This is a genomic window from Allobosea sp. CS1GBMeth4, assembly GCF_900185715.1.
In the GTDB taxonomy this organism is placed as follows: Bacteria; Pseudomonadota; Alphaproteobacteria; order Rhizobiales; family Beijerinckiaceae; genus Allobosea.
Genome location: NZ_FYAS01000053.1, coordinates 53154 through 76031, shown reverse-complemented (window position 1 = coordinate 76031; position 22878 = coordinate 53154). Strand labels below are relative to the sequence as shown.

The window sequence follows — 22878 nt, the reverse complement described above, 5'->3', positions numbered from 1 at the left end:
CGGGGGCCGAGACGAAGCCGGGCGCCGCCGGGGCCGGGACAGCGGCGGCGCTCAGGCCGACGACCGCGGCGAACCGAACGATCCGGGCACCCTGTCTCATGGCCCACTCCTTGCGCCTTCAGCGGCCGGATTCGTCCGAGCCGGCATGGTTAGCGAAAGGTTAGCGGCTCGGGCGGTGCAAGGCGAGTCCGCGATCGGAACGGCCCGGCCGGCGCTCAGTCCTTCGTCTTACACCTTTAGGTGCAAGACCAAGTGCTTGCTTGAAGATGGCCGGGGGGAGACGCATTCCTAGCCGATCGAACTTGGCTTTTCCAAGGCCTTTGCCCTGAGCCGGCCGCGGCCGGCTCCAAGCGAAGACCGCCACAAGGCGGCATGGGCGCAGCGGGTGGTCCGCAGCGTCCGGGGGAACGCAAAACGGGAGCACTTCATGAGCATGGCACAAGCATCCGGGGCGGCCGCGCCGCGCCCGATGACCAGGGAGGAGAAAAAGGTCATCCTGGCCTCCTCGCTGGGCACGGTGTTCGAATGGTACGATTTCTACCTGTACGGCTCGCTCGCCACGATGATCGGCGCGCACTTCTTCTCGGCCTTCGATCCCAACACCCGCGCCATCTTCGCGTTGCTGGCCTTCGCCGCAGGCTTCCTCGTCCGCCCGTTCGGCGCGCTGTTCTTCGGCCGGCTCGGTGACCTGATCGGCCGCAAGTACACCTTCCTCGTCACCATCGTGATCATGGGCACCTCGACCTTCCTGGTCGGCCTGCTGCCGAGCTACGCCTCGATCGGCTGGATCGCGCCGGTGATCCTGATCGCGCTGCGCATGCTGCAGGGCCTGGCGCTCGGCGGCGAATATGGCGGTGCGGCGGTCTATGTCGCCGAGCACGCGCCTCAGGGGCGGCGCGGCGCCTACACCTCCTGGATCCAGACGACCGCGACGCTCGGCCTGCTGCTGTCGCTGATCGTCATCCTCGGCATCCGCGTCAACATGGGCGAGCAGGACTTCCAGGCCTGGGGCTGGCGCATTCCCTTCCTCGTCTCGATCTTCCTGCTGGCGATCTCGGTCTGGATCCGCCTGCAGATGCAGGAATCGCCGGCCTTCCAGAAGATGAAGGCCGAGGGCACCGGCTCGAAGGCGCCGCTCTCGGAAGCGTTCGGCCAGTGGAAGAACGCCAGGATCGCGCTGCTGGCGCTGTTCGGCCTCACCGCCGGCCAGGCCGTGGTCTGGTACACCGGCCAGTTCTACGCGCTGTTCTTCATCCAGAGCATCCTCAAGGTCGACCTCTACACCTCGAACGTGCTGATCGCCTGGTCGCTCATCCTCGGCACCGGCGGCTTCATCGTGTTCGGCTCGCTCTCCGACAAGATCGGCCGCAAGCCGATCATCCTGGCGGGCTGCCTGATCGCGGCGCTGACCTATTTCCCGCTGTTCGGCGCGCTCACCAAGGCCGCCAATCCGGGCCTCGCCGCCGCGCATGAGAACGTCAAGGTCCAGGTCGTCGCCGATCCCGCGACCTGCGGCTCGGTCTTCGACCCGGTCGGCGTGCGCACCTTCACCCGGCCCTGCGACATCGCCCGCCGTACCCTGGCCACCCAGGCGATCGTCTACACCCAGACTCCGGCCCCGGCCGGCACGGCGGCCAAGGTCACGGTCAACGGCAAGGACGTGGCGATCGACGGCTCTTTCGCGGCGAACATCGCCAAGGAAGCGGTCGCGGCCGGCTATCCGGCGGCGGGCGATGCCCGCATCGTCAAGACCGGCTTCCTCGGCGCCCTGTTCAACGCGCAGTCGCTGACGATCATCGCGATCCTGACCGTGCTCGTCATCTATGTGACGATGGTCTACGGCCCGATCGCCGCCGCGCTGGTCGAACTGTTCCCGACCCGCATTCGCTACACCGGCATGTCGCTGCCCTACCATATCGGCAACGGCTGGTTCGGCGGCCTGCTCCCGGCGACCTCCTTCGCCATGGTGGCCGGCACCGGCGACATCTACTACGGCCTCTGGTACCCGATCGTGATCGCGATGATGACCTTCGTCATCGGCATGCTCTTCGTGCCCGAGACCAAGGATCGCGACATCCTGACCCACGACAATCCCTGACGCCTCCGGGCACTCAGCCCGGCCGCAGGACGAGCCCCGCCCGCAAGGGCGGGGCTTTTCCGTTTCCGGACACGATGCGCGATCCCGCACAAGCGGGCATTAACCCGGTTGCGGCACAAGGACGGCATTATCGGGCCAGCCGGGAGGGCTTGCATGCCGGAAGCCGGGCATCGCTGACGAGACCGATGGACCTCGCAACGCTCTGGTATCTGACGATCGGGACGCTGCTCGTCGCAGCGGCCATGACGCTGTGGGAGCGGCAGGAGCAGCTCCAGCGCTCGCGCGAGCTCGGCCTGTGGGCGAGCGCCTACGGGGTATTCGCCCTCGGCTGCGTCCTCGCCATGAACCGGCAGCTGCTTCCTGGCGTCGCCGGCTCCGCCCTCACCAACGTGGTCATGGTGACCGGCTACATCCTGGTCCTGCAGGGGATCTCGGCACTGGACGGCGGCAGGCCGCGTCCCCTGCCCGTCGCCGCTTTCCTCGCCGCGCTCGCTGCAGCCTGGTTCGCCGCGGGCACGAAGTTCGAAAACATGTTCTGGAGCCATGTCGGCGCGTTGCCGATCGCGGTGATCTGCGCCCTCGCCGCGCTCGCCCTGGCCCGCAGCCGCGCGGCTCGGGGCTTGCGCTCCCGCCCGATCGCGATCGCCGTCTTCGCCTGCCACAGCCTGTTCTACGGAGCCCGCGCCTTGGCCGTGCCCGTCGTCGCCGCGATCTTCGGCGACGGCGTGCTGCCCGTCGTCGCGAAGGCGACCATGTACGAGGCCGTCCTGTTCACGGTCGCCATGCCGATGGCGCTGATCGCGCTGGTGCGCGAGGAGGACCGGGCCCGCCTCCTGGCCAGCGCCCGCACCGATTTCCTCACCGGCCTGAACAACCGCCAGGGCTTCTTCGAGCTCGGCCCGCACCGGCTGACGCGTGATCGGCGAGGCGCTCCGCACAGCCTGCTCGCCTTCGATCTCGATCTCTTCAAGGCGATCAACGATCGGTACGGGCACCAGGCGGGCGATCGCATCCTGGCGCTCTTCGCGCAGGTCGCCAAAGCCGCTGCCGGCCCCGGCGCGATGGGCGCGCGCCTCGGCGGCGAGGAATTCGCGTTCCTGCTGCCGGGCCTGGGCGCGCAGGACGCCCGCAGGGTCGGAGAGGAGATCGCCCGGGCCTTCGCCGAGGCGGCGGCGCGCGCCGACGGGCTCGCCATACCGGCCACGGTCAGCGTCGGCGTGGCGGAGGCCGGCGCGGGCGAGAGCGATCTCGCCGCCCTCCTCGCCGCCGCCGATCGCGCCCTCTACAAGGCGAAGCTGCTGGGGCGCAACCGCATCGAGATCGCGCAGCCCGAGCGGACCTTCGAATCGGCCCCGGCCGGCTGATCGGCTCCTCTCCGCCCGCGCGGCAGCCCCCTCCCCGGCAATCTGTGTCTCATGCCGGCAGCACGGTGACCGGCGTGCCGAGCGCGACCCGGGCGTAGAGGTGGATGATGTCCTGGTTGATCATCCGGATGCAGCCCGAGGAGACGTTGCTGCCGACGGTGTAAGGCTCGATCGTGCCGTGGATGCGGTAGCCGAGATCGCGCCCCTCGCCGAAGAGATAGAGGGTGCGCGCGCCCAGCGGGCTCTTCGCCCCGCCGCGGACGCCGAGGCCGCGCGGCGTCGGCTCGAGCTGGGCCCTGACCTGCGGATCGCGCGCGATCATCTCCTGCGGCGGCACCCAGTCCGGCCAGTCCCGCTTCATGTTGATCCGGGCCTGGCCCGACCAGCCGAAGCCCTCGCGGCCGACGCCGACGCCATATCGCGTCGCCACCCCCGGCGCCTCGACGAAATAGAGGTGATAGGAGCCCGGGTCGACGACGATCGAGCCCGGCGGCTCGGCGCCGCGGAATTCGACCGTCTGGCGGAGATAGCGCGGCTCGATGCTCGGGTAGTCGATCGCCGGGACCGGAAAGCGCTCGCCCGGATAGGCCATGTAGACCTGCGCATAATTCGGCCGCGCCAGCGTGCGCGTCAGGCTCCGCCCGCCGGACGGGATGTCCGGCAGGGCGACGATGCTCCCGCCGCCGCAGCCGGCGAGGCCGGGGGCAGCGAGCGACAGGGCGGAGATGGTAAAGGAACGGCGGCTCAACATCGCAGGCTTCTCACGCAAGACGTCGGAAAAGCATCGACTTGGATGGTTACGACGCGGTGAACTCCGGCCATGCGCGGCCGCTCCGGGCGGCCGGCTGCGGCATCGCTCCGAGCTTCGCCGCCCCGCCCCACCGGCCTTGCCCTCGCCACGCGGGCCTGATACCGCAGCCTGGGGCCGGCTTAGCACAGCGGTAGTGCAGCGGTTTTGTAAACCGAAGGTCGGGGGTTCGATCCCCTCAGCCGGCACCAGCGATCCCTGCGGCGTGTCGCCTGCGTGCATGCCGCACGACGATGGAGACGAGCGGAGCCCGCCGAGCGATGACCTCTGCCGACCAGCGCCACCATCTGCTCGCCCTCGCGCGGCGCTGCGAGACCACCGGACGGCCCGACCGCAACCTCGACGTCGACATCTACGAGGCGCTCGGCTTCACCGTGCGCCGAAAGCCCGCCGGTCCGCTGGCACCGCGCACGCCGCCGGGGGGAATCTACCAGCAAGGCTCGCTCTGGAAGGCGATCGGCCGGATCAGCGCCGAGATCGACGTCGCCGTCGCAGTCATCCGCCAGAAGGCGCCGGACTGGCATTGGAGCCTGCAATCGGTCGCCTCCGAGGAGCAGACCTACGAGGCGCTGGTCGCCGGCTGCTCCGGCCAGGGCGCGCTCGCCTCGCTCGCCCTCTGCGCAGCCCTGCTCAAGGCCTTTGCCAGGAGCCGCTCCGAGCAGCAGCCGACGCAGGCCGAGCGGTAGGAACGCCTTCGGTTCCGGCGGCGAAGGCCGCGCCGGCAGAGAGAGCGCCCGAAGCGCCCGGATCGGGCGGGCGGCTCACGGAAAGTTGACCCTGCGGAACCGACTGGCGGTTGATGTCGTTGTTCGCACGGCTAGCTTGGCGCTCGGGCTCAGCCGAAGCCCAGGGCACGAGTCCGGCTGGCGGGGCGCCACCGGGGGAGGTCGTGCTCTTCTCGTTGTGGGAGCCTGACCATGGCCCGTTTCGAACCCTCGCGCCGCGCCGTGATGGCGGGCGCCGGAGCGCTCACCGCCGCAGCTGCGCTCGACCTCTCCGGCGGCCCGGCCCCGGCCCAGGCGCAAGGAGTCCCCGTGAACCAGAATCCCGGATTCTACCGCTACAAGGTCGGCGACATCACCGTCACCGCCCTCAACGACGGCTTCGCCAGGCGCCCGCTCGAAGGCTTCGTCCGCAATGCCGAGCTCGCCGACGTCAGGAAGGCGATGGAGCAGGCCTATCTGCCGGGCGACGCGCTGCCGATCACCTTCACCACGCTGGCGCTGCAAATCGGCGACAAGCTCGTGCTGATCGACACCGGCAACGGCGATTCCGGCGCGCCGACCTCGGGCGTCTGGATGAAGAACTTCCAGGCCGCCGGGCTCGACCCGAAAAATGTCTCGACCGTGATCTTCAGCCATTTCCACGGCGACCACATCAACGGCTTCCGGCTCAAGGACGGCACCGCCGTCTTCCCGAACGCCGAGGTGCTGGTGCCGGCCGCCGAATGGGCGTTCTGGATGGACGACGCCAGGATGAACGCCGCCCCCGAGGCGATGAAGGGCGCCTTCGCCGGCGTACGCCGCGTCTTCGGCCCGGTCGCCAAGGATGTGAAGCAATACGAGGCGGGCAAGGAGATCGTGCCGGGCGTCACCGCGATCGCCGCGCCCGGCCACACGCCGGGCCACACCGTCTATGCCGTCGCCTCAGGCAACGGCAAGCTGATGGTGCTGTCCGACACGACCAACCACCCGGCGCTGTTCGTGCGCAATCCCGACTGGTCGGCGGTGTTCGACATGGACGGGCCGCAGGCCGCCGCCCCCCGCCGCAGGCTGCTCGACATGGCGGCGACGGAGAAGATGCAGGTCTGCTTCTATCACGCCCCCTTCCCCGCCACCGGCCATATCGCCAGGGCCGGCAACGGGTTCGAACTCGTGCCGGTACAGTGGAGCAGCGCGATCTGAGACCCTCGCGCAGCCCGCTGGGAAAGGCCGGGGCTGCCGCCTCGGCCTTTCTTTACGGCGGGCCGGCTCGCGATCCCGGGCGGCTCCGTGCTAGACCGGCTGAGCTACCGCCCACCGGATACCCGCGATGACCGAGCGCTTCGCCGCCATCTCCTTCGTCGCCAGCGAGACGCCCGAGGCCCAGGCCGCGCGGATCAAGCTGGTCGAACGCTATGGCGACGCCGACCCGGCGCAGGCCGAGGTGGTCGTCGCGCTCGGCGGCGACGGGCTGATGCTGCAGACGCTGCATCGCTTCATGGGCACCGCCAAGCCGATCTACGGCATGAACCGCGGCTCGGTCGGCTTCCTGATGAACGAGTTCCGCGAGCGCGGCCTGCGCCAGCGGCTCGAGGCGGCGCAGCGCAGCGTCGTCCATCCGCTGATCATGAAGGCGGTCGATCGCGACGGGAAGCGCGTCGAGGCGCGCGCGATCAACGAGGTCTCGCTGTTCCGCCGCTCCTACCAGGCGGCCAAGCTGCGCATCTCGGTCGACGGGCAGGTGCGCCTGTCCGAGCTCTTCGCCGACGGCGTCCTGGTCGCGACGCCGGCGGGCTCGACCGCCTACAACCTCTCGGCCAACGGCCCGATCCTGCCGCTCGACGCGCCGCTGCTGGCGCTCACCCCGCTCTCGCCCTTCCGGCCGCGGCGCTGGCGCGGGGCGCTCCTGCCGGACCATGCCAAGGTGACGATCGCGGTGCTGGAGGCGGAGAAGCGCCCGGTCAGCGCCGTCGCCGACCACACCCAGATCGACAATGTCATCTCGGTCTCGATCGCGATCGACCGCTCGCTCGACCTCGTCATGCTGCACGATCCCGGGCACAGCCTCGACGAGCGCATCCTGCGCGAGCAGTTCGGCTACTGAGCTGCCGTGCGGGGCTCCGCGGCGTTCCGGCGCGCGCCGAAGCGGCGAACACGGCGTCCCGCAGGCCGTGACGACGGTTGGCCGTCCCGGACGATCGTCGTGTTCCTGGGTTCCGGGCTCAGCCCTGTCGGCCTGCCCCGGAATGACGGCGGAGGTTCAGTGGAAGGCCGTCATCGAGGACGTCCCGGCGGCGCTCGCGAGCGAGCCGCAGCCGCCCATCTGCCGACGTCGGCAAGGACTGTCGCGAACCCGAATTTTAACGGGGACAAGCGCCCGAAAAGGACTTGAACAAAACAGGAACATCGTTGATAGTGCAGGCATGGCCCGCTAGGGTCCGGCTCCGGCCGTCCGGCCGGACGAGTGATGAAGTGCGCAGGAAGTGGAGCCTGTCATGGCGGGTAGCGTCAACAAGGTCATTCTGGTCGGCAATCTCGGGCGCGACCCCGAGGTGCGGCGCCTCGGCAGCGGCGAACCGGTGGTCAATCTGCGGATCGCCACCTCGGAGACCTGGCGCGACAAGCAGTCGGGCGAGCGCAAGGAGCGCACCGAGTGGCACTCCGTGGTGATCTTCAACGAGAACCTCGCCAAGGTCGCCGAGCAGTATCTGAAGAAGGGCTCGAAGGTCTACATCGAGGGCCAGCTGCAGACCCGCAAATGGCAGGATCAGCAGGGCGTCGAGAAGTACACGACCGAGATCGTGCTGCAGCGCTTCCGCGGCGAGCTCACCATCCTCGACAGCCGCGGCCAGGGCGGCGGCGACGAGTATGGCGGCGGCAGCAGCGGCGGCTATGGCGACGAGGGCTCGGGCGGCGGCTCCTTCGGCCGGTCGAGCCCGGTCGGCGGCGGCTCGCGCCAGCCGGCGATGGCGAGCGGCGGCGGCTCGCGCTCGTCGAGCCATCTCGACGACGACATTCCGTTCTAGAGCCCGTTCCGATCAGCTTGCACCGCAAGCTGATCGGCAAATCGGTCTCTAAGCTCAACGTGAGAGACGGATTCACCGATCAGATTGATCCGATCTGATCGGATCCGGCTCTAGGATTCGCGCCCGACCAGATCGGGCATCAATCCGGACAGGCCGGACCAGGCACGAGCTGCGCCGGAACGATAGCGCTTGTGCCGTTGCGAGGAGCAGCGGCGACAACGCAGTCCAGGGGGCGTGGCGCTCCAGGTCCCCGGATTGCTTCGCTGCGCTCGCAACGACGGCAGCGGCCTCGCGCCCAACCGGGCAGGCCTATGGCAGCTCGCCCTCGAAGCGCACGCCGAGCGAGCCGAGGGCGCGCCAATAGTCGGGATAGGTCTTCGCCACGCAGGCCGGATCGAGGATGGTGATGCCGCCGATCTTCAGCCCGGCCAGCGCGAAGCTCATGGCGATGCGGTGGTCGGCGAAGCTGTCGATCTCGGCCGGCAGCGTCCGGCCCGCCAGCGCCGGATCGGACGCCACCAGCAGGTCGTCGCCGTCCTCGACGCCGAGCCCCGGCCTGATCCGCGACAGGCCCTGCGCCAGCGCCGCGACGCGGTCGCATTCCTTGACCCGCAGATTGGCGATGCCGGTGAAGCGCACCGGCGTGCGGTTGAAGGCGGCGAGCACGGCGAGCGTCGGCACCGCGTCCTGCATCTGCGAGCCGTCGATCTGCGCCGGCAGGTTCGGGAAGGCGGCGATCAGCTCATGCGCCCTGGCGTCGGGCTGGGTGAAGGCGGAAGCCGGCACGCCGAGATCGATCGCGCCGCCGGTCAGGATCTCCGCCGCCCAGAGATAGGTCGCGGCCGAGGCGTCCGGCTCGATCAGGTAATCGGTCGCGCTGTAGCCGGTCGGGGCGATGCGCCAGCCGCCGTTTTCCGGTTCGGAGACTTCTGCGCCGAAGGCGCGCATCGTCGCCAGCGTCAGGTCGACATAGCCGCGCGCGCCGATCTCCTGTCCCGTCAGCACGACATCGACCGGGTTGCGCGCGCAGGCGCCGGCCATCAGCAGGGCCGAGACATACTGGCTGGAGAGCCCGCCATCGACCTCGACCAGCCCGCCGTCGAAACCGCCCTGCCCCTCGATCGTGACCGGCGGGCAGCCGCTCGGCGCCGTAATCGCGACGCCGAGCCGGGAAAGCGCGGCGATCAGCGGGGCGATCGGCCGCTTGCGCATGTGCTCGTCGCCGTCGACGACGACCGTGCCGTCGACCAGCGCCGCCGCCGCCGTCAGGAAGCGGGTCGCCGTGCCGGCATTGCCGAGGAAGAGCGGCCGGGCGGGCGCGCGCAGCCGCCCGTCGCTGGTGACGATGAAGCTGGTCGCATCGGGCTCGGCGATCTCGACGCCCATGTCGCGCAGCGCCTGCGCCATATAGCGGGTGTCGTCGCTCTTCAGCGCGCCGCTGAGCCGGCTGGTCCCCTTCGCCAGCGCGGCGACCAGCAGCGCCCGGTTGGTGATCGACTTCGAGCCGGGCGGCATCACCCGCCCGGTCAGCGCCGCCGCCGGCGGCAGGATCGTGAGTTTGCTGGGGGCGGATCGGGTCATGGCGGGCTCGCGGCAGGGTCGCGAGGGTCTTAGACCCTGCCGGCGGGAAGCGGAAGGAGGCTGCCGCACTCCGCGAACGCGAGCCGCCTCTCCGCCTGCGGGCGGGAGGACAAGGCGGCGGCACCCCCCGCCTCGCGCGGCTCACGCCTGCGGCCGGCGCTCCCCGAAGAACGCCTGCGCCATGCGGTCGAGCAGGATCGCGAGCGCGACGATCGCCAGCCCGCCGACGAATCCGAGCCCGGGATCGGCGCGCTGCAGGCCGAGCAGGACGACTTCCCCCAGGCCCTTGGCGCCGATCATCGAGGCGACCACGACCATGGCGAGCGCCATCATGACCGCCTGGTTGAGGCCCTGCAGGATGACCGGCCGCGCCAGCGGCAGCTCGACGAGCAGAAGCGTCTGGCGCGGGTGCAGGCCGAGCGCCCTGGCGGCCTGGACCACGCCTGGATCGATGCCGCGCAGGCCGAGCTCGGTCAGCCGTGCGAAGGGCGGCAGGGCGTAGATCAGCGTCGCCAGCAGGGCCGGCGCCCGCCCGAGGCCGAGCACCATCGCCACCGGGATGAGGTAGACGAAGCTCGGAATGGTCTGCATCAGGTCGTAGACCGGCGCGAGCGCCCGCCCCAGCCGCGGCAGACGCGCCGCCGCGATGCCGAGCGGCAGGCCGAGAACCACGACGAGCGCCACGGCGACGATGATCAGCGCCAGCGACTGCATCGCCTCGGTCCAGAGACCGAGGCCGGCGAGGAGCAGCGGCAGCACCGCCATGGCCAGGGCGAAGCCGGGTTCGCGCCGCGCCAGCCAGGCGCCGGCAGCGACGGCGGCGACGAAAGCGACGACGGGAATGCCGAGCAGAGCCGTCTCGACCCCGCGCACCGGCGCCGTCAGCAGGGCGCTCAAGCCGTCGAGATCGTCACCATGGCCGGTGACGACGGCATCGACCGCCCGGTTGACCAGCCTTTGCAGCGCCTTGCCGAGATCCGGCAGCCAGTCCGGCGTCACAGGCCCGACGCGACCTTGGCTACGACCTCGGCGGGCAGCCAGGCCTTCCAGACATCGGGCTGCGACTTCAGGAAGACGAGCGCCTGCTGCTCGGGCGACCGGCCCTTCTCACGGGCCTCGGCGAGCATGCGCGACGTCAGCTCGCTGGTGGTGGTGTAGGCCTTGAAGAAGCCGGCGAGCTGCGGCGCCTGCTTCGCGAGCCCGATATTGGCGCCGATGACGACGCGGCTCACCGGATAGGCGGTGGCGCGGCGCGGCGCGTCGCTCGCCTTGAGCTCCTCCCAGACGGCCTTGTCGAAGGGCGGCTCGTCGAGCTTGACCAGATCATAGGCGCCGAGCAGCCAGCTCGGCCCCCAATAGTAGAACAGCACCGGGCGCTTGCGCTTCAGGGCGGATTCGATGGCGGCGACGGTCGCCTCGCCGGAGCCGCCGCGGACATTGGTGAAGTCACCGGCGAGCCCGTAGGCGACCAGCTTCTTGCTGTTGATGCCCTCGCAGACCCAGCCGGCGACGCAATTGTAGAAGCGCCCCTTGCCCGGCTCCTCGGGATCGGCGAACAGGTCCTTGTAGCGCTTGAGGTCCTGCACCGATTTCAGCTCCGGCGCCTTCGCGTCTGGCCCGGAGACCAGATAGCGCGGCACGAACCAGCCCTCGTTCGCATCGGGGAATGTCGTGCCGAGCGGCTCGACCCGGCCGGCTGCCGATTCCTTGACCCAGGCCTCGACCGGGTTCGCCAGCCAGATTTCCATGACGATGTCGACATCGCCGCGGCCGAGGCCGTTGACCAGCGGCGCGATCACGCCCGGCACGCGCTCGACCTTGCAGCCGAAGCCCTTCTCGGCGATCGCGCTGGCGACGGCGGTGTGGAAGGCGGCGGAATCATAGTCGAGCCCCGCCATCTTCAGCGGCCGGTCGAGCTCGCAGGCGAGCACCGGAGCGGCAAGGCCAAGGCCGAGCAGCAGCGCTGCCCCTCGCAGAACGGCTTTCATCATCATGATCCCCCGCTGGCTGTGCCGATCGTGCACCTGACGATCCGGCGTGTCCACGAAGCGCGGCAGCGGGCGAAATGTTCCGCCCGACCGGGACGAACCTAGCGCCGCCGTCGCGTCTCGGGCACTGCGCAAACGGCGGATGGCATGGACCGCGGGTCTGTCCGGACCTGTCAGCAGTGCGGAGAGCCCGGCGCCCTTACCTCAGCCCTTATCCAGAGGAGGCGCGAAGCGGCGTTCCGAAGGATGAGGGCTTTGGCTCCGAATGGCGATCGGTCAGCGTCCCGAGCGCCCGCAGGGCCTTCAGCGTCTCGCGCAGGCCGCGATGCAGCGGCTTGTCCCTGCGCAGCACGAGGCCGAGCGTGCGGTGCACGCGCGGCGACAGGGAACGCACGACCAGCCCGTCGCTTTCGCCGCGCACCGCCATGCCGGGCAGGACGGCGCAGCCGAGACCGGCGCCGACCAGCCGCTTGATCGCCTCGACGCTGCCGAGGGACATCACCGGCTTGAGCGTCACGCCGGCGCGGGCGAACCATTCGTCGGCGATGCGCCTCGTGATGCCGCCCGGCTCGAACAGCAGCACCGGCAGGCGCGCCAGCGCCTCCGGCGTCAACCGCGCCGGAAGCTCCATGCCCGGCGGCGCGATCACGGCGAACTCGTCCTCGAGCAGCGGCGTGACCTCGAGGCTGCGGCCCGCGGCCGGCAGCGAGACCAGGCCGATATCGATCAGATTGTCCTCGATCGCCTTGACGATGTCGGAGGTGTTGCCGGTGCTGACCGTGATCTCCAGCGTCGGATGGCGCTGGCGCAGTTCGCGCAGCACCGGCGGCAGCAGGAAGATGCAGGCGGTGGCGCCGGTGCCGATCCGCACCCGGCCCATCGCCCCGGTCGCATGGCGCGCCATCGCCTCACGCGCCGCCGCCACCGCCGCCTCGATCCGCCCGGCATGGTCGAGCAGTTCCGCCCCCGCCGCCGTCGGCTGCGCCCGGCGGCCGACCCGCTCGATCAGCACCGTGCCGAGCCGGCGTTCGAGCTCGCGGATCTGCAGGCTGACCGCCGGCTGGCTGAGGCCGAGCCTCTCGGCCGCGGCGGAGAAGCTGCCGAGCGCGACGACCTGGCGAAAGCTGTGGAGCTGGTCGAGACGAAGGTCGCGCATGCCAAAGAATTTCTCATGCTTCGCATAATTGCGAGAAGCTTCATTTATGGCGCGGCAAAGCGCAAGCTGGCTGCACATGCCCTCAGGCCTCGGGCCGGCCGGAAGGGCAGTGTCTTGTGGCGATGAGCCGGATGGAAAGGCGGGCCAGCCGGGCCGGAGCGATTGCGATGACGACTTCCGAGTCCGCCGCCAGGGCGGCGTCCCCTCTCCTCATCCGCGACGCCGGCGAGGCGGACATGGCGGCGATCCAGGCGATCTACGCTCATCACGTCCTCACCGGCCTCGCCAGCTTCGAGGAGACGCCGCCGGGCGTCGAGGAGATGCTGGCGCGCCGGCAGGCGGTGCTCGGGCTCGGCCTGCCTTATCTCGCCGCCGAGGCTGGCGGCCGCGTCGTCGGCTACAGCTATGCCTCGTCCTACCGCCCTCGCCCGGCCTATCGCCACACGGTCGAGGATTCGGTTTATGTCGCGCCGGGAGAGGCCGGGCGCGGCATCGGCGGCGCATTGCTCGCCGCGCTGATCGCCCGCTGCGAGGCTGGCCCCTGGCGCCAGATGCTGGCGGTGATCGGCGACAGCGGCAATGCGGGCTCGATCGGCCTGCACCGCCGCTTCGGCTTCGAGCCCGTCGGCACCTTGCGGTCGGTCGGCTTCAAGCATGGCCGCTGGGTCGACACCGTGCTGATGCAGCGCAGCCTCGGGCCCGGAGACCGGACGTTGCCACAGCCATGGACGGCCGGATCGACGAGGTGATCTCCCGCCGCACCGTCTTCTGCCTCGGGCTGGCCCAGCTGATCTCCTGGGGCATCTCCTATTACCTGGTCGGCGCCTTCGGCGAGCGGATCGGCCGCGAGCTCGGCTGGTCGCAGGCGATCATCCATGGCGGGCTCTCGGCCGGCCTGCTGGTGATGGGGCTGACCTCGGGCGCGGTCGGCCGGCTGATCGACCGTCATGGCGGCCGACTGGTGATGTGCGCCGGCTCGCTGCTCACCGCCGCCGGCTGCATCGGCCTCGCCGGCGCGCAGACGATCGTGGCCTATTACGCCGCGTGGCTCTGCCTCGGCCTCGCCATGCGGCTCACCCTCTACGACGCCGCCTTCGCCGCGCTCGCCCGCATCGGCGGCAGCGCGGCGCGCCGGCCGATCGCCCAGATCACCCTGCTCGGCGGCCTCGCCTCGACGGTGTTCTGGCCGCTCGGCCATGCGCTCGCCGAGCAGTTCGGCTGGCGTGGCGCGCTTCTCGCCTATGCCGGCTTCGCGCTTCTGACCCTGCCGCTGCACCTGACGCTGCCGGCCGTCGAGGCCCGGCCCGCGCCCGGCGCCGCGGCGGCGAAACCCGTCGCCGCGCTGAACCCGGCCGACACCCGCTTCGCCGGCCTGCTCTACGCGCTGATCGTCACCTTCGCCGGCATCCTCAATGCGGGCATGTCGGCGCATATGATCGGCATCCTGGCCGGGCTCGGCCTGCCGGCCGCGGTCGCGGTCTGGATCGGCGCGACGCGCGGCATCGGCCAGTCGCTGGCGCGGCTCGGCGAGGTGCTGTTCGGGGCGCGCACCAGCCCGTTCGACCTCAATCTCGCCGCCTGCCTGGTGCTGCCGCTCTGCTTCGCGGTCGGGCTCGCCGGCGGCGCGAGCGCCGTCGCGGCGCTGGCCTTCGCCTTCTTCTACGGCGCCGGCAACGGCGTGCTGACGATCACGCGCGGCACGCTGCCGCTGATGCTGTTCGATCCCGCGACCTATGGCGCCTATGTCGGACGGCTGCTGGCGCCCGGCTTCTTCCTCTCGGCCGGGGCGCCGCTCGCCTATGCGCTGCTGATCGAGCGCCATGGCGCCGGCGCGGCGCTGGTCCTGTCCGGGACGCTGGCAAGCCTCATGCTGATCGCCACCATCGTGCTGAAGCGACGCTTCGGCTGAGGCGTACCGGACCTCGTGTTCATGGTTTCCGGGCGCAGGCCTTCGGCCCGCCCCGTGAATGACGGCTGCGCTTCCGCCGCCTGCCACGCTCCTGACAATCATTGTCAGCACAGGAGACAGGAACAATGCGGCAACATCCGGGGCTGCGTGCTACTCATGCCGGCCTGTCGCCCGGCCACACTGGCACGGCACGGCATTTGCCCTATCTCTACGGCTCATCCGAACCGGACATCGCAATGGCCCGCAAGACACTGGCCCAGAATATCTCGGCCCAGAAGACCTCGGCCCGGAAGGCCACGCTCGCCGAGCAGGCCGCGACGCTGGAAGACATGTTCGACCGCAAGGCCGCACAGGACTCGGCGGCCGACCGGAACGCCCGCGTCATCTCCGTGCGCGGCGCGCGCGAGCACAATCTCAAGAATGTCGACCTCGCGATCCCGCGCGACAAGCTCGTCGTGTTCACCGGGCTCTCCGGCTCGGGCAAGTCCTCGCTCGCCTTCGACACGATCTATGCCGAGGGCCAGCGCCGCTATGTCGAGTCGCTCTCGGCCTATGCCCGCCAGTTCCTCGAGATGATGCAGAAGCCCGATGTCGACCAGATCGACGGGCTCTCGCCGGCCATCTCGATCGAGCAGAAGACGACCTCGAAGAACCCGCGCTCGACGGTCGGCACCGTCACCGAGATCCACGACTATATGCGCCTGCTCTGGGCCCGCGCCGGCATTCCCTATTCGCCGGCGACCGGCCTGCCGATCGAGAGCCAGACCGTGCAGCAGATGGTCGACCGGCTGGTCGAGCTGCCGGAGAAGACGCGCGGCTACCTGCTCGCCCCGGTGGTGCGCGGCCGCAAGGGCGAGTTCCGCAAGGAGATGGCCGACTGGCTGAAGCGCGGCTTCCAGCGTGTCAAGGTCAATGGCGAGTTCTACGAGATCGCCGACGCGCCCAGCCTCGACAAGAAGTTCAAGCACGACATCGACGTGGTGGTCGACCGCATCGTGATCCGGCCCGATCTCGGCGCCCGGCTCGCCGATTCGCTGGAGCAGGCGCTCGACCTCGCCGACGGCATCGCGGTTTTCGAGTATGCGGACGAGAAGGAGGAGAGCGGCGAGGCGAAGCGCGTCACCTTCTCCTCCAAGTTCGCCTGCCCGGTCTCCGGCTTCACCATTCCCGAGATCGAGCCCCGCCTGTTCTCGTTCAACAACCCGTTCGGCGCCTGCCCGGCCTGCGACGGGCTCGGCCACGAGATGCGGATCGACCCGGAGATGATCGTCCCGGATCATTCGCTCAGCCTGAAGAAGGGCGCGATCGCGCCCTGGGCCAAGTCGACCTCGCCCTATTACGGGCAGACGCTCGAGGCGCTGGCGAAGCATTTCGGCTTCTCGACCACGAAACCCTGGAGCGAGCTGCCGCAGAGCGCGCGCGACGCCATCCTGTTCGGCACCGGCAGCGAGGCGGTGCGCTTCGCCTACAATGACGGCCTGCGCGCCTATGAGGTGCGGAAGCCCTTCGAGGGCGTGATCACCAATATGGAGCGGCGCTGGAAGGAGACCGAGAGCGACTGGGCCCGCGAGGAGATCGGCCGCTTCATGTCGGAGACGCCCTGCGCCGCCTGCAACGGCTTCCGGCTCAAGCCCGAGGCGCTGGCGGTCAAGCTCGACGGCCGCCATATCGGCGAGATCTCGCAGCTCTCGGTCAGGGACGCGCTCGCCTGGGTCACCGCCCTGCCCGGCAAGCTCTCGGCCAAGCAGAACGAGATCGCCCCGCGCATCCTCAAGGAGATCCGCGACCGGCTGACCTTCCTGCTCGATGTCGGCCTCGAATACCTCACCTTGGCCCGCGCCTCCGGCACGCTGTCGGGCGGCGAGAGCCAGCGCATCCGCCTCGCCTCGCAGATCGGCTCCGGCCTCACCGGCGTGCTCTATGTGCTCGACGAGCCCTCGATCGGCCTGCACCAGCGCGACAATGAGCGCCTGCTCGGCACGCTGCGCCGCCTGCGCGACCTCGGCAACACCGTGATCGTGGTCGAGCATGACGAGGACGCGATCCTTACCGCCGACTATGTCGTCGATGTCGGCCCCGGCGCCGGGATTCATGGTGGTGAAATCGTCGCGAAGGGGACTCCGGCGGACATCCTGGCCGACCCGAACTCGCTCACCGGCAAATACCTCACCGGCGAGATGAGCGTGCCGGTGCCGGACCGGCGCCGCAAGCCGCAGAAGGGCCGCAGCCTGAAGATCGTCGGCGCCCGCGGCAACAACCTCAAGGACGTCACGGTCGACATCCCGCTCGGCCTGTTCACCTGCATCACCGGCGTGTCGGGCGGCGGCAAGTCGACGCTGATCATCGACACGCTCTACAAGGCGGTGGCGCGCAAGCTCAACGGCGCGGTCGAGCACCCTGCCCCGCATGAGCGCATCGAGGGCATGGAGCATCTCGACAAGGTCATCGACATCGACCAGTCGCCGATCGGCCGCACCCCCCGCTCGAACCCGGCGACCTATACCGGCGCCTTCACGCCGATCCGCGAATGGTTCGCCGGCCTGCCCGAGGCCAAGGCGCGCGGCTACCAGGCCGGCCGCTTCTCGTTCAATGTCAAGGGCGGCCGCTGCGAGGCCTGCCAGGGCGACGGCGTCATCAAGATCGAGATGCACTTCCTGCCCGACGTCTACGTCACCTGCGACGTCTGCAAGGGCAAGCGCTATGACCGCGAGACCCTCGAGGTGAAATACCGCGAGCGCTCGATCGCCGACGTGCTCGACATGACGGTCGAGGAGGCCAAGGACCTGTTCAAGGCCGTGCCCTCGATCCGCGAGAAGATGGTGACGCTCGCCCGCGTCGGGCTCGACTATGTCAAGGTCGGCCAGCAGGCGACGACGCTCTCGGGCGGCGAGGCGCAGCGCGTCAAGCTCTCCAAGGAGCTCTCCAAGCGCGCCACCGGCCGCACCCTCTACATCCTCGACGAGCCGACCACCGGCCTGCACTTCCACGACGTCGCCAAGCTGCTGGAGGTGCTGCACGAGCTGGTCGAGCAGGGCAATTCCGTGGTGGTGATCGAGCACAATCTCGAAGTGATCAAGACCGCCGACTGGATCATCGACATGGGCCCCGAAGGCGGCGACGGCGGCGGCGAGGTCGTGGCGCAAGGCACGCCGGAGGATGTCGTGCGGATCGGCAAGGGCCACACCGCGCGCTTCCTCAGGGAGGTGCTGGAGCGGAGGCCGCTGAAGGGGAAAGGGGCGCGGCAGGCGGCGGAGTAGCGCTAGCTTGATTCACCTGGGGATTCCACGATTGGCGGCCCATCGTTCTCTATCGGCGCAGTCGGGCGGCGCACAGCCGGCAGCAAAGAGCGCCAGATTTGCGGCGGCACCGGCAGACGATACACCCGGCAGGCCATTGCAACGATCGGCCAATGGCCAAGTCGAACTGCTGATAACGTGTCAAAATGCGGGTTGCTAGCAACCTCATCGAGGACGAAGTCGAGCGTCTCGCACGTGCCTTCGTTCACTGGAATACCAGTGAGCGCCGCTCCGTGACGATCATGGTCGAGGTAAAGATTGTCTTCGCTGTCTTCATCGGGAAGCCATGTCTGGAAGGTGCAGTGCGCAAGTTCCTTTTCCCGAAATGCAGCGATCTCATCCACCAAGTCCTGATCACCACGCGCGGCCGCCCAGAGTGCCAGCATTGGGTAGAGGATACTCCCTTGAGTAGCGTCCTTCCGGTACACATCGGTGGAATCCGCGGGGTGATTAACAAGATCCCAGTAGGAACTGCTAGTTGTAGGATAGCGGCCATGAACCTTGTGGGCAAAGATTGAGCGCTTCGTCAGTTCCCGCGCCCATTCATCGACAGCGTCATGGTAGCTAGGTCGACAGGCGAGAAGTGTGAAAGCAAGTCCGATATCAATCGCCTGCCAGTCGCCAATTGGCGACAGAAGTGCCCGATTGTTACTGATTATGGCAATGAGCTTGCCGCACAGTCGGTCAACCTCGTTCAATATCGCTAGGTTGATCTCCCTAAGCGGCTTAGACTGAGTAATAATCAGATCATTGGTTACCACGATCGGCCCACTGTCGGGGCACAACTGCCACACTTGCCAGAGGCCTCTTTGCGCCAGTCGGCCAACTAACTCAAACAGCTTGAGATTAACATCGAGCGCGGCATGCGAGCCGACTGCCGAAGATAGCGCGTGCCGGACGTCAGCATGAGGCAGAACTTTCTTTTCGAAAATTTCGCCCCAGATCGCAAAATGCAACTCGAACAAGGCATTGAGAACCGTGCCGGCAGCCTCCGCAATCCGTGCTGAACCATCGATGTCGCCCCGGAGTAGATGCCAAACTTCAAGCAGAGCACTCTCGCTTGCGCGATAGGGCGCCTCAACATTGTCGGCCTCGCGAGCCCAGACAAACATGATCCAAACACAGATGTTTATGAGACGCGCCTGAGACAATCGGGTCGCTAAGGTCGTCCCGGGGTTTTTAACTAGGGCACGCAGCAGCCTGGCGAAATGATTGAGCGCGATATCGGGCTCTTCAACCATCGCCACCGCCTTTCGCAAATGGCTGCGCAAGGATGTCGGCAACAGTTCCTCGCGGAGAATGCCGTCAAGGATTACTTGAGCGAGGCGATCGCCGTTCCACTCCTCGAAGATGACTCGCTCAGTCGTATTGCGTTCTGTGTATCCAGCGACCTCGGCACGCACCTGCTCGTCGATTGCTCCGCCAAAGCACAAGCAAATCGCAATCGGTAGCTTGGCATATTCAGGCGGAATACGAGTTCGGACATAGACGTCTAGAATCTCGTCGAGCGAAGGACGCAAACTCTGCGGCGATGCTGTATTCCAATCACCACGATCAAGGTTACCTGACTTGACCGAAAACAGGTGGACCCGCCTTATGCCATCGGGACCAAGGCCAACGGCGGCAATATCGACACCATGTTGGCGGGTCCCGCGCGCAGGCCGTGAATAGACGGTGAAACCAAGCTCCGTAAGCAGGTCAGGCAGGACCGCGTCGAGTTCACCGCGCTCACGTAACGAAGCCAAGTACTCGCGGATAACGAGTTTCATGGCCCAGCCCGCATTGCACGAAATACTCTCAGTCGGTAGTCCAGTTCAAATGGCTCGAGAATGTCAAGCCGAGGAGCCTCAATGCTGTGGCTCATTTTATGCAGCTTCATCTCATGGCGCTGCTTATCGCCATTTAGATCGAAATAGCTGATCGAGCGGTTACCATAGAGTAGCACCGATCGGCTTACGATCGACATCAGGACCGACCTCTTCTCGACCTCCTTATGCAGCTGCCGCATTGATTCGTGCTGCCGGTTCGCCTCTATCAGCCTCTCACGCTCTGAGGGGCGAAGTTCTTTGATTCGTCCAACCTTACTCAGACCGTCGATATAGGCTTCCAGCCGAGCAAGCAGACCTACAGCTACCGATAGCCCAGGGTCATCTTCTTCCTTGGACTTAACCCTGAGCCACTCCGCGAATTCACCAGAGTAATTGATCAAAAGCGGGTCAAAAAGTATATCTGTCATCACTTGCCGCGCCTCTGGCCCGACGACCCGGATCAGTGCCAGCACTATCGAGGCTGCGGTGATCGGATGGATGAAGAGATAGCCAATCGCACGGTGCGCAAGCAGCAAGGCGTTCTCATCGGAAAGCGCGAGGCTGCCGGCGTCGAAGTCGAGTACCAAAGGCGATCCGTGATGTTTTCCGACCAGCTTGAGTACTGCTAAACCGAGATTGGTATCGAATGCCAACAGCCAGTTGACGACAACATGCGCAAGCCGATCACAACTGAGTTCGAGTAGCGCGTGGCTAGTACCATCAAGCATATCAAGAGAAATGAGCGCTTCGTGCGTCGAGATTATTGGCGTGATCAGCGCAAGCCCTTCGTCAACCCTGCCGGCACGGATCAACGAACTGGCGGCATGGTCGATATTATTCATTGTCCCAGTGTCTTGGACTTGAACCTTTCGCACGATCGCGGAGAGCCCAGCGACGATTGATGGAGGCAGGTCTTTGCCATGGAACATCAACTCCAATGATACTTGGTGGATCGCTAGGTCCTCGGCATCGCACTCGCTCGCTGCGATCATTGCCGACGCTGAGGGCTCCCATTCGGGCGCTTTGCGAGCAATTTCGCTGATCGCAGTCAGGATATGGCCCAACAGGTTGTCGTCAGCGCAGCTTGCACGAGCAGCCTCAAGCGCATTGGCGGCACGGCTGCGTGCTTCGTCAGTTATGAGCGGCAATGTCCCCACCGCCTTGGCAGCAGCGGATCTGGCAGGAGGCGAACTGTTGGTAAGAAGGGCGATAGCGCGGTCGAGCGCTGCCTCCGGCTCATTCCTGGCGAGCGCCTGAAGGCCAAGCAACACGTAGGCAGCATCATTGGGGTCGTCTTGGTTGACTGCCGCGAGCGTTGCGTGCGCGCGGCTGCCAATCTCTGCCCAGCGACGGTAGGCGCTGTTGGGCCAACTAGCAGCGCCGTCGTCACCGCCCCGCGCCACCAACGCCTTGACCGCAGCGAGCATTGCCGGCGCGGGAGCCTTAAGTTCTGGAATCAATTTCATAAATATACTTTGTACAGAGAAAAAATCGCTCTCACTGATTGAAGATTGACCAATCGATCGCGCCACTTCAAGCACATCAATCGTGCCACTGTTGTGAAGTTCTACCAGATGGCTTCGAAATTCCTTGCCGATTTCATCGCTATGATGTCGGCGCGCACGCTCAACAAGCAGTTGCAGAAGCGTTCCCGCTTGGCAACATGCAACAATATCGGCCCTATGGGTCAAAATTCCTCCGTAAGAACCGCCTGCTGGTTGGCCGCATCGATTTTGAGGATGAATCAATCGCCTGACCGCAGAATGTCGTCTTCCTCGCTCGCGCCGACAAGAGCCAATCAGGCGCTGCGACTACTCTCGCCAGAGCTGCAGTAAACCGACACGCTTCGAATAAAATTGTCTTCCAACCAAGCGGAGGCGACTGCGAGCTCATCGCAAATTTATCCCCGCTCCCGAAACCTCCCGTACAATCCCCTCGCCCATCACCCATACGGGGCGGCCGTCCGGAGGGACGCGGGGCGGCGTCTGCGGGCGGGCCTTCGGGCACCGCCCTTTCAGGATGGAGCGCGGGAAACCCTCTCCCGCATCGAAGTCGGGTCTACCCGACTTCGACACTTTGAGTGCTGATCTCGGGCAGGCCCGAGATCAGTGAGAGGGGCAGGGGTGAGGGCCCGCCGCTGATCGTCAAGGCGCAGCCGCGCCGCTGCTACCTAAATCGGCAAGGGCAGGCCCTCATCCGGCGCTCCGCGCCACCTTCTCCCATCCGGGAGAAGGCTCGGTCGCGGGTCCCTCGCCTCGCCCGTCAAACCTCCGCCGATGGGTCGTGCTCGCTCAGGCGTGCGCCTCGCGCCAGTGCGGATAGGTGACATAGGCCGTCACGGCGCCCTCCTCATGCGAGCGGATCGTCACCGTCTCGCCCTTGGGCATGTAGACGATCTCGCCGGGGCCGGCGGTCAGCGTTCCCTCCGCCGTCTCGACCGAGAGCCGGCCTTCGAGCACGATCATGACGTCGTCGACCGCCATCGTCTCGGCGAGGCTCTGATCCGGGCCGTAGCGGCCATAGCCGATGGTGACCGGCCCGCCATGGCGCTCGTCGACGAGATTGCCGGCGAAGACCTCGCCGACCTGTCCGGGCGAGCGTTCCAGCGTCGCGTCGCCGAGCGAAAACTTGCAGACCTTCATCACCGTCTCCATGCCGTGCCTGGTCCAGAGACTACGGCGCGGCGGGGATGTTCCCGGGGGGTGTCGTGAGGCGGCGCTTCGCGCCCCTCCACTGCTATCGGCCCGGCACTGCCCCTCTCAGGACAGAGCGCGGGAAACCCCTCTCCCGCATCGAAAGCGGGTCTACCCGACTTCGACACTTTGAGTGCTGATCTCGGGCAAGCCCGAGATCAGTGAGAGGGGCAGGGGTGAGGGCCTGCCGCCGATCGTCAAGGCGCAGCCGAGCCGCTGCACCTTCTGCGGCAACGGCAGGCCCTCATCCGGCGCTGCGCGCCACCTTCTCCCATCCGGGAGAAGGTTGGTTGCGGTTCAAGTGCCTTGCGGGGATAGGCCGCAACTTCATCCCCGCTCCCGAAACCTCCCGTACACTCCCCTCGCCCATCACCCATACGGGGCGGCCGTCCGGAGGTATGCCAGAGGCTGGGTGAGGGTCGGCGCCTGCGGGCGGGGGTTACGCCCCGC

The 22878-nt window shown here is 67.5% G+C and carries 17 protein-coding genes and 1 tRNA gene; 10 read left to right on the top strand and 8 right to left on the bottom strand.

What is annotated here, in order from left to right:
- The first annotated feature begins 427 nt into the window (after positions 1-427).
- Both CS1GBM4_RS23205 and CS1GBM4_RS23200 read left to right on the top strand, forming a co-directional pair.
- Positions 428-2098 carry an MFS transporter gene (locus tag CS1GBM4_RS23205; RefSeq protein WP_186421125.1) on the top strand — a complete coding sequence of 557 codons (1671 nt, stop codon included), beginning with the start codon at positions 428-430 and terminating at the stop codon, positions 2096-2098.
- 185 nt (positions 2099-2283) lie between these two features.
- On the top strand, positions 2284-3462 hold the full coding sequence (locus CS1GBM4_RS23200; RefSeq protein WP_186421124.1) for a GGDEF domain-containing protein: 1179 nt from the start codon (positions 2284-2286) through the stop codon (positions 3460-3462).
- Positions 3463-3511: 49 nt separating this feature from the next.
- Here the strand turns inward: CS1GBM4_RS23200 and CS1GBM4_RS23195 are convergent, their stop codons facing one another.
- On the bottom strand, positions 3512-4213 hold the full coding sequence (locus tag CS1GBM4_RS23195) for a L,D-transpeptidase (protein WP_244607371.1): 702 nt from the start codon (positions 4211-4213) through the stop codon (positions 3512-3514).
- A 173-nt stretch (positions 4214-4386) separates the two neighbouring features.
- Here CS1GBM4_RS23195 and CS1GBM4_RS23190 point away from each other — a divergent pair.
- From CS1GBM4_RS23190 to CS1GBM4_RS23170, 5 genes are all read left to right on the top strand, one after another.
- Positions 4387-4461 (top strand) — tRNA-Thr (locus CS1GBM4_RS23190).
- Between the two features lie 69 nt (positions 4462-4530).
- The gene (locus CS1GBM4_RS23185) at positions 4531-4956 is read left to right on the top strand and encodes a hypothetical protein (protein ID WP_186421123.1); all 426 of its coding nucleotides are present in this window, start codon (positions 4531-4533) and stop codon (positions 4954-4956) included.
- Positions 4957-5187: 231 nt separating this feature from the next.
- Positions 5188-6174, top strand: a complete 987-nt coding sequence (locus tag CS1GBM4_RS23180) for an MBL fold metallo-hydrolase (protein ID WP_186421122.1) — start codon at positions 5188-5190, stop codon at positions 6172-6174.
- Positions 6175-6301: 127 nt separating this feature from the next.
- On the top strand, positions 6302-7075 hold the full coding sequence (locus CS1GBM4_RS23175) for an NAD kinase (RefSeq protein ID WP_186421121.1): 774 nt from the start codon (positions 6302-6304) through the stop codon (positions 7073-7075).
- Positions 7076-7466: 391 nt separating this feature from the next.
- The gene (locus CS1GBM4_RS23170) at positions 7467-7997 is read left to right on the top strand and encodes a single-stranded DNA-binding protein (protein WP_186421120.1); all 531 of its coding nucleotides are present in this window, start codon (positions 7467-7469) and stop codon (positions 7995-7997) included.
- A gap of 309 nt (positions 7998-8306) precedes the next feature.
- On the opposite strand, the gene CS1GBM4_RS23165 is transcribed toward CS1GBM4_RS23170, so the two are convergent.
- From CS1GBM4_RS23165 to CS1GBM4_RS23150, 4 genes are all read right to left on the bottom strand, one after another.
- A complete protein-coding gene (locus tag CS1GBM4_RS23165) occupies positions 8307-9578 on the bottom strand; it encodes a 3-phosphoshikimate 1-carboxyvinyltransferase (RefSeq protein ID WP_186421119.1) in 1272 nt (423 codons plus the stop codon).
- A gap of 141 nt (positions 9579-9719) precedes the next feature.
- Positions 9720-10577 carry an ABC transporter permease subunit gene (locus CS1GBM4_RS23160; protein ID WP_210201622.1) on the bottom strand — a complete coding sequence of 286 codons (858 nt, stop codon included), beginning with the start codon at positions 10575-10577 and terminating at the stop codon, positions 9720-9722.
- Complete coding sequence (locus tag CS1GBM4_RS23155; protein WP_186421118.1) at positions 10574-11566, bottom strand: ABC transporter substrate-binding protein; 993 nt, start codon at positions 11564-11566, stop codon at positions 10574-10576. The genes CS1GBM4_RS23160 and CS1GBM4_RS23155 overlap by 4 nt, the downstream gene beginning before the upstream one ends.
- Before the next feature lie 211 nt (positions 11567-11777).
- A complete protein-coding gene (locus CS1GBM4_RS23150) occupies positions 11778-12722 on the bottom strand; it encodes a LysR family transcriptional regulator (protein ID WP_186421117.1) in 945 nt (314 codons plus the stop codon).
- Between the two features lie 167 nt (positions 12723-12889).
- On the opposite strand from CS1GBM4_RS23150, the gene CS1GBM4_RS23145 reads away from it, so the two are divergent.
- The 3 genes from CS1GBM4_RS23145 to uvrA all read left to right on the top strand — a co-directional run bounded on the left by CS1GBM4_RS23145 (position 12890) and on the right by uvrA (position 17888).
- Entirely contained in the window at positions 12890-13471 is a 582-nt protein-coding gene (locus CS1GBM4_RS23145) for a GNAT family N-acetyltransferase (protein ID WP_186421116.1), read from the top strand.
- The gene (locus tag CS1GBM4_RS23140; protein WP_244607370.1) at positions 13447-14631 is read left to right on the top strand and encodes an MFS transporter; all 1185 of its coding nucleotides are present in this window, start codon (positions 13447-13449) and stop codon (positions 14629-14631) included. Before CS1GBM4_RS23145 ends, CS1GBM4_RS23140 begins: the two co-directional genes overlap by 25 nt.
- 329 nt (positions 14632-14960) lie before the next feature.
- Positions 14961-17888, top strand: a complete 2928-nt coding sequence (gene uvrA, locus CS1GBM4_RS23135; protein WP_244607372.1) for an excinuclease ABC subunit UvrA — start codon at positions 14961-14963, stop codon at positions 17886-17888.
- Between the two features lie 2 nt (positions 17889-17890).
- On the opposite strand, the gene CS1GBM4_RS23130 is transcribed toward uvrA, so the two are convergent.
- The 3 genes from CS1GBM4_RS23130 to CS1GBM4_RS23120 form a co-directional block, all read right to left on the bottom strand.
- Positions 17891-19696 carry a chemotaxis protein gene (locus CS1GBM4_RS23130; protein WP_186421115.1) on the bottom strand — a complete coding sequence of 602 codons (1806 nt, stop codon included), beginning with the start codon at positions 19694-19696 and terminating at the stop codon, positions 17891-17893.
- Complete coding sequence (locus CS1GBM4_RS23125) at positions 19693-21426, bottom strand: hypothetical protein (protein ID WP_186421114.1); 1734 nt, start codon at positions 21424-21426, stop codon at positions 19693-19695. Before CS1GBM4_RS23125 ends, CS1GBM4_RS23130 begins: the two co-directional genes overlap by 4 nt.
- Before the next feature lie 600 nt (positions 21427-22026).
- Positions 22027-22377: an AraC family ligand binding domain-containing protein gene (locus CS1GBM4_RS23120; RefSeq protein ID WP_186421113.1), complete on the bottom strand. Its 351-nt coding sequence runs from the start codon at positions 22375-22377 to the stop codon at positions 22027-22029.
- Positions 22378-22878: the final 501 nt, after the last annotated feature.

What these genes read in the sequence shown, in the direction of transcription:
- CS1GBM4_RS23205 (WP_186421125.1), top strand. Translation starts at nt 428, where the DNA reads ATGAGCATGGCACAAGCATCCGGGGCGGCCGCGCCGCGCCCGATGACC.
- CS1GBM4_RS23200 (WP_186421124.1), top strand. Translation starts at nt 2,284, where the DNA reads ATGGACCTCGCAACGCTCTGGTATCTGACGATCGGGACGCTGCTCGTC.
- CS1GBM4_RS23195 (WP_244607371.1), bottom strand. Translation starts at nt 4,213, where the DNA reads ATGTTGAGCCGCCGTTCCTTTACCATCTCCGCCCTGTCGCTCGCTGCC.
- CS1GBM4_RS23185 (WP_186421123.1), top strand. Translation starts at nt 4,531, where the DNA reads ATGACCTCTGCCGACCAGCGCCACCATCTGCTCGCCCTCGCGCGGCGC.
- CS1GBM4_RS23180 (WP_186421122.1), top strand. Translation starts at nt 5,188, where the DNA reads ATGGCCCGTTTCGAACCCTCGCGCCGCGCCGTGATGGCGGGCGCCGGA.
- CS1GBM4_RS23175 (WP_186421121.1), top strand. Translation starts at nt 6,302, where the DNA reads ATGACCGAGCGCTTCGCCGCCATCTCCTTCGTCGCCAGCGAGACGCCC.
- CS1GBM4_RS23170 (WP_186421120.1), top strand. Translation starts at nt 7,467, where the DNA reads ATGGCGGGTAGCGTCAACAAGGTCATTCTGGTCGGCAATCTCGGGCGC.
- CS1GBM4_RS23165 (WP_186421119.1), bottom strand. Translation starts at nt 9,578, where the DNA reads ATGACCCGATCCGCCCCCAGCAAACTCACGATCCTGCCGCCGGCGGCG.
- CS1GBM4_RS23155 (WP_186421118.1), bottom strand. Translation starts at nt 11,566, where the DNA reads ATGAAAGCCGTTCTGCGAGGGGCAGCGCTGCTGCTCGGCCTTGGCCTT.
- CS1GBM4_RS23150 (WP_186421117.1), bottom strand. Translation starts at nt 12,722, where the DNA reads ATGCGCGACCTTCGTCTCGACCAGCTCCACAGCTTTCGCCAGGTCGTC.
- CS1GBM4_RS23145 (WP_186421116.1), top strand. Translation starts at nt 12,890, where the DNA reads ATGACGACTTCCGAGTCCGCCGCCAGGGCGGCGTCCCCTCTCCTCATC.
- CS1GBM4_RS23140 (WP_244607370.1), top strand. Translation starts at nt 13,447, where the DNA reads ATGGACGGCCGGATCGACGAGGTGATCTCCCGCCGCACCGTCTTCTGC.
- uvrA (WP_244607372.1), top strand. Translation starts at nt 14,961, where the DNA reads ATGTTCGACCGCAAGGCCGCACAGGACTCGGCGGCCGACCGGAACGCC.
- CS1GBM4_RS23130 (WP_186421115.1), bottom strand. Translation starts at nt 19,696, where the DNA reads ATGAAACTCGTTATCCGCGAGTACTTGGCTTCGTTACGTGAGCGCGGT.
- CS1GBM4_RS23120 (WP_186421113.1), bottom strand. Translation starts at nt 22,377, where the DNA reads ATGAAGGTCTGCAAGTTTTCGCTCGGCGACGCGACGCTGGAACGCTCG.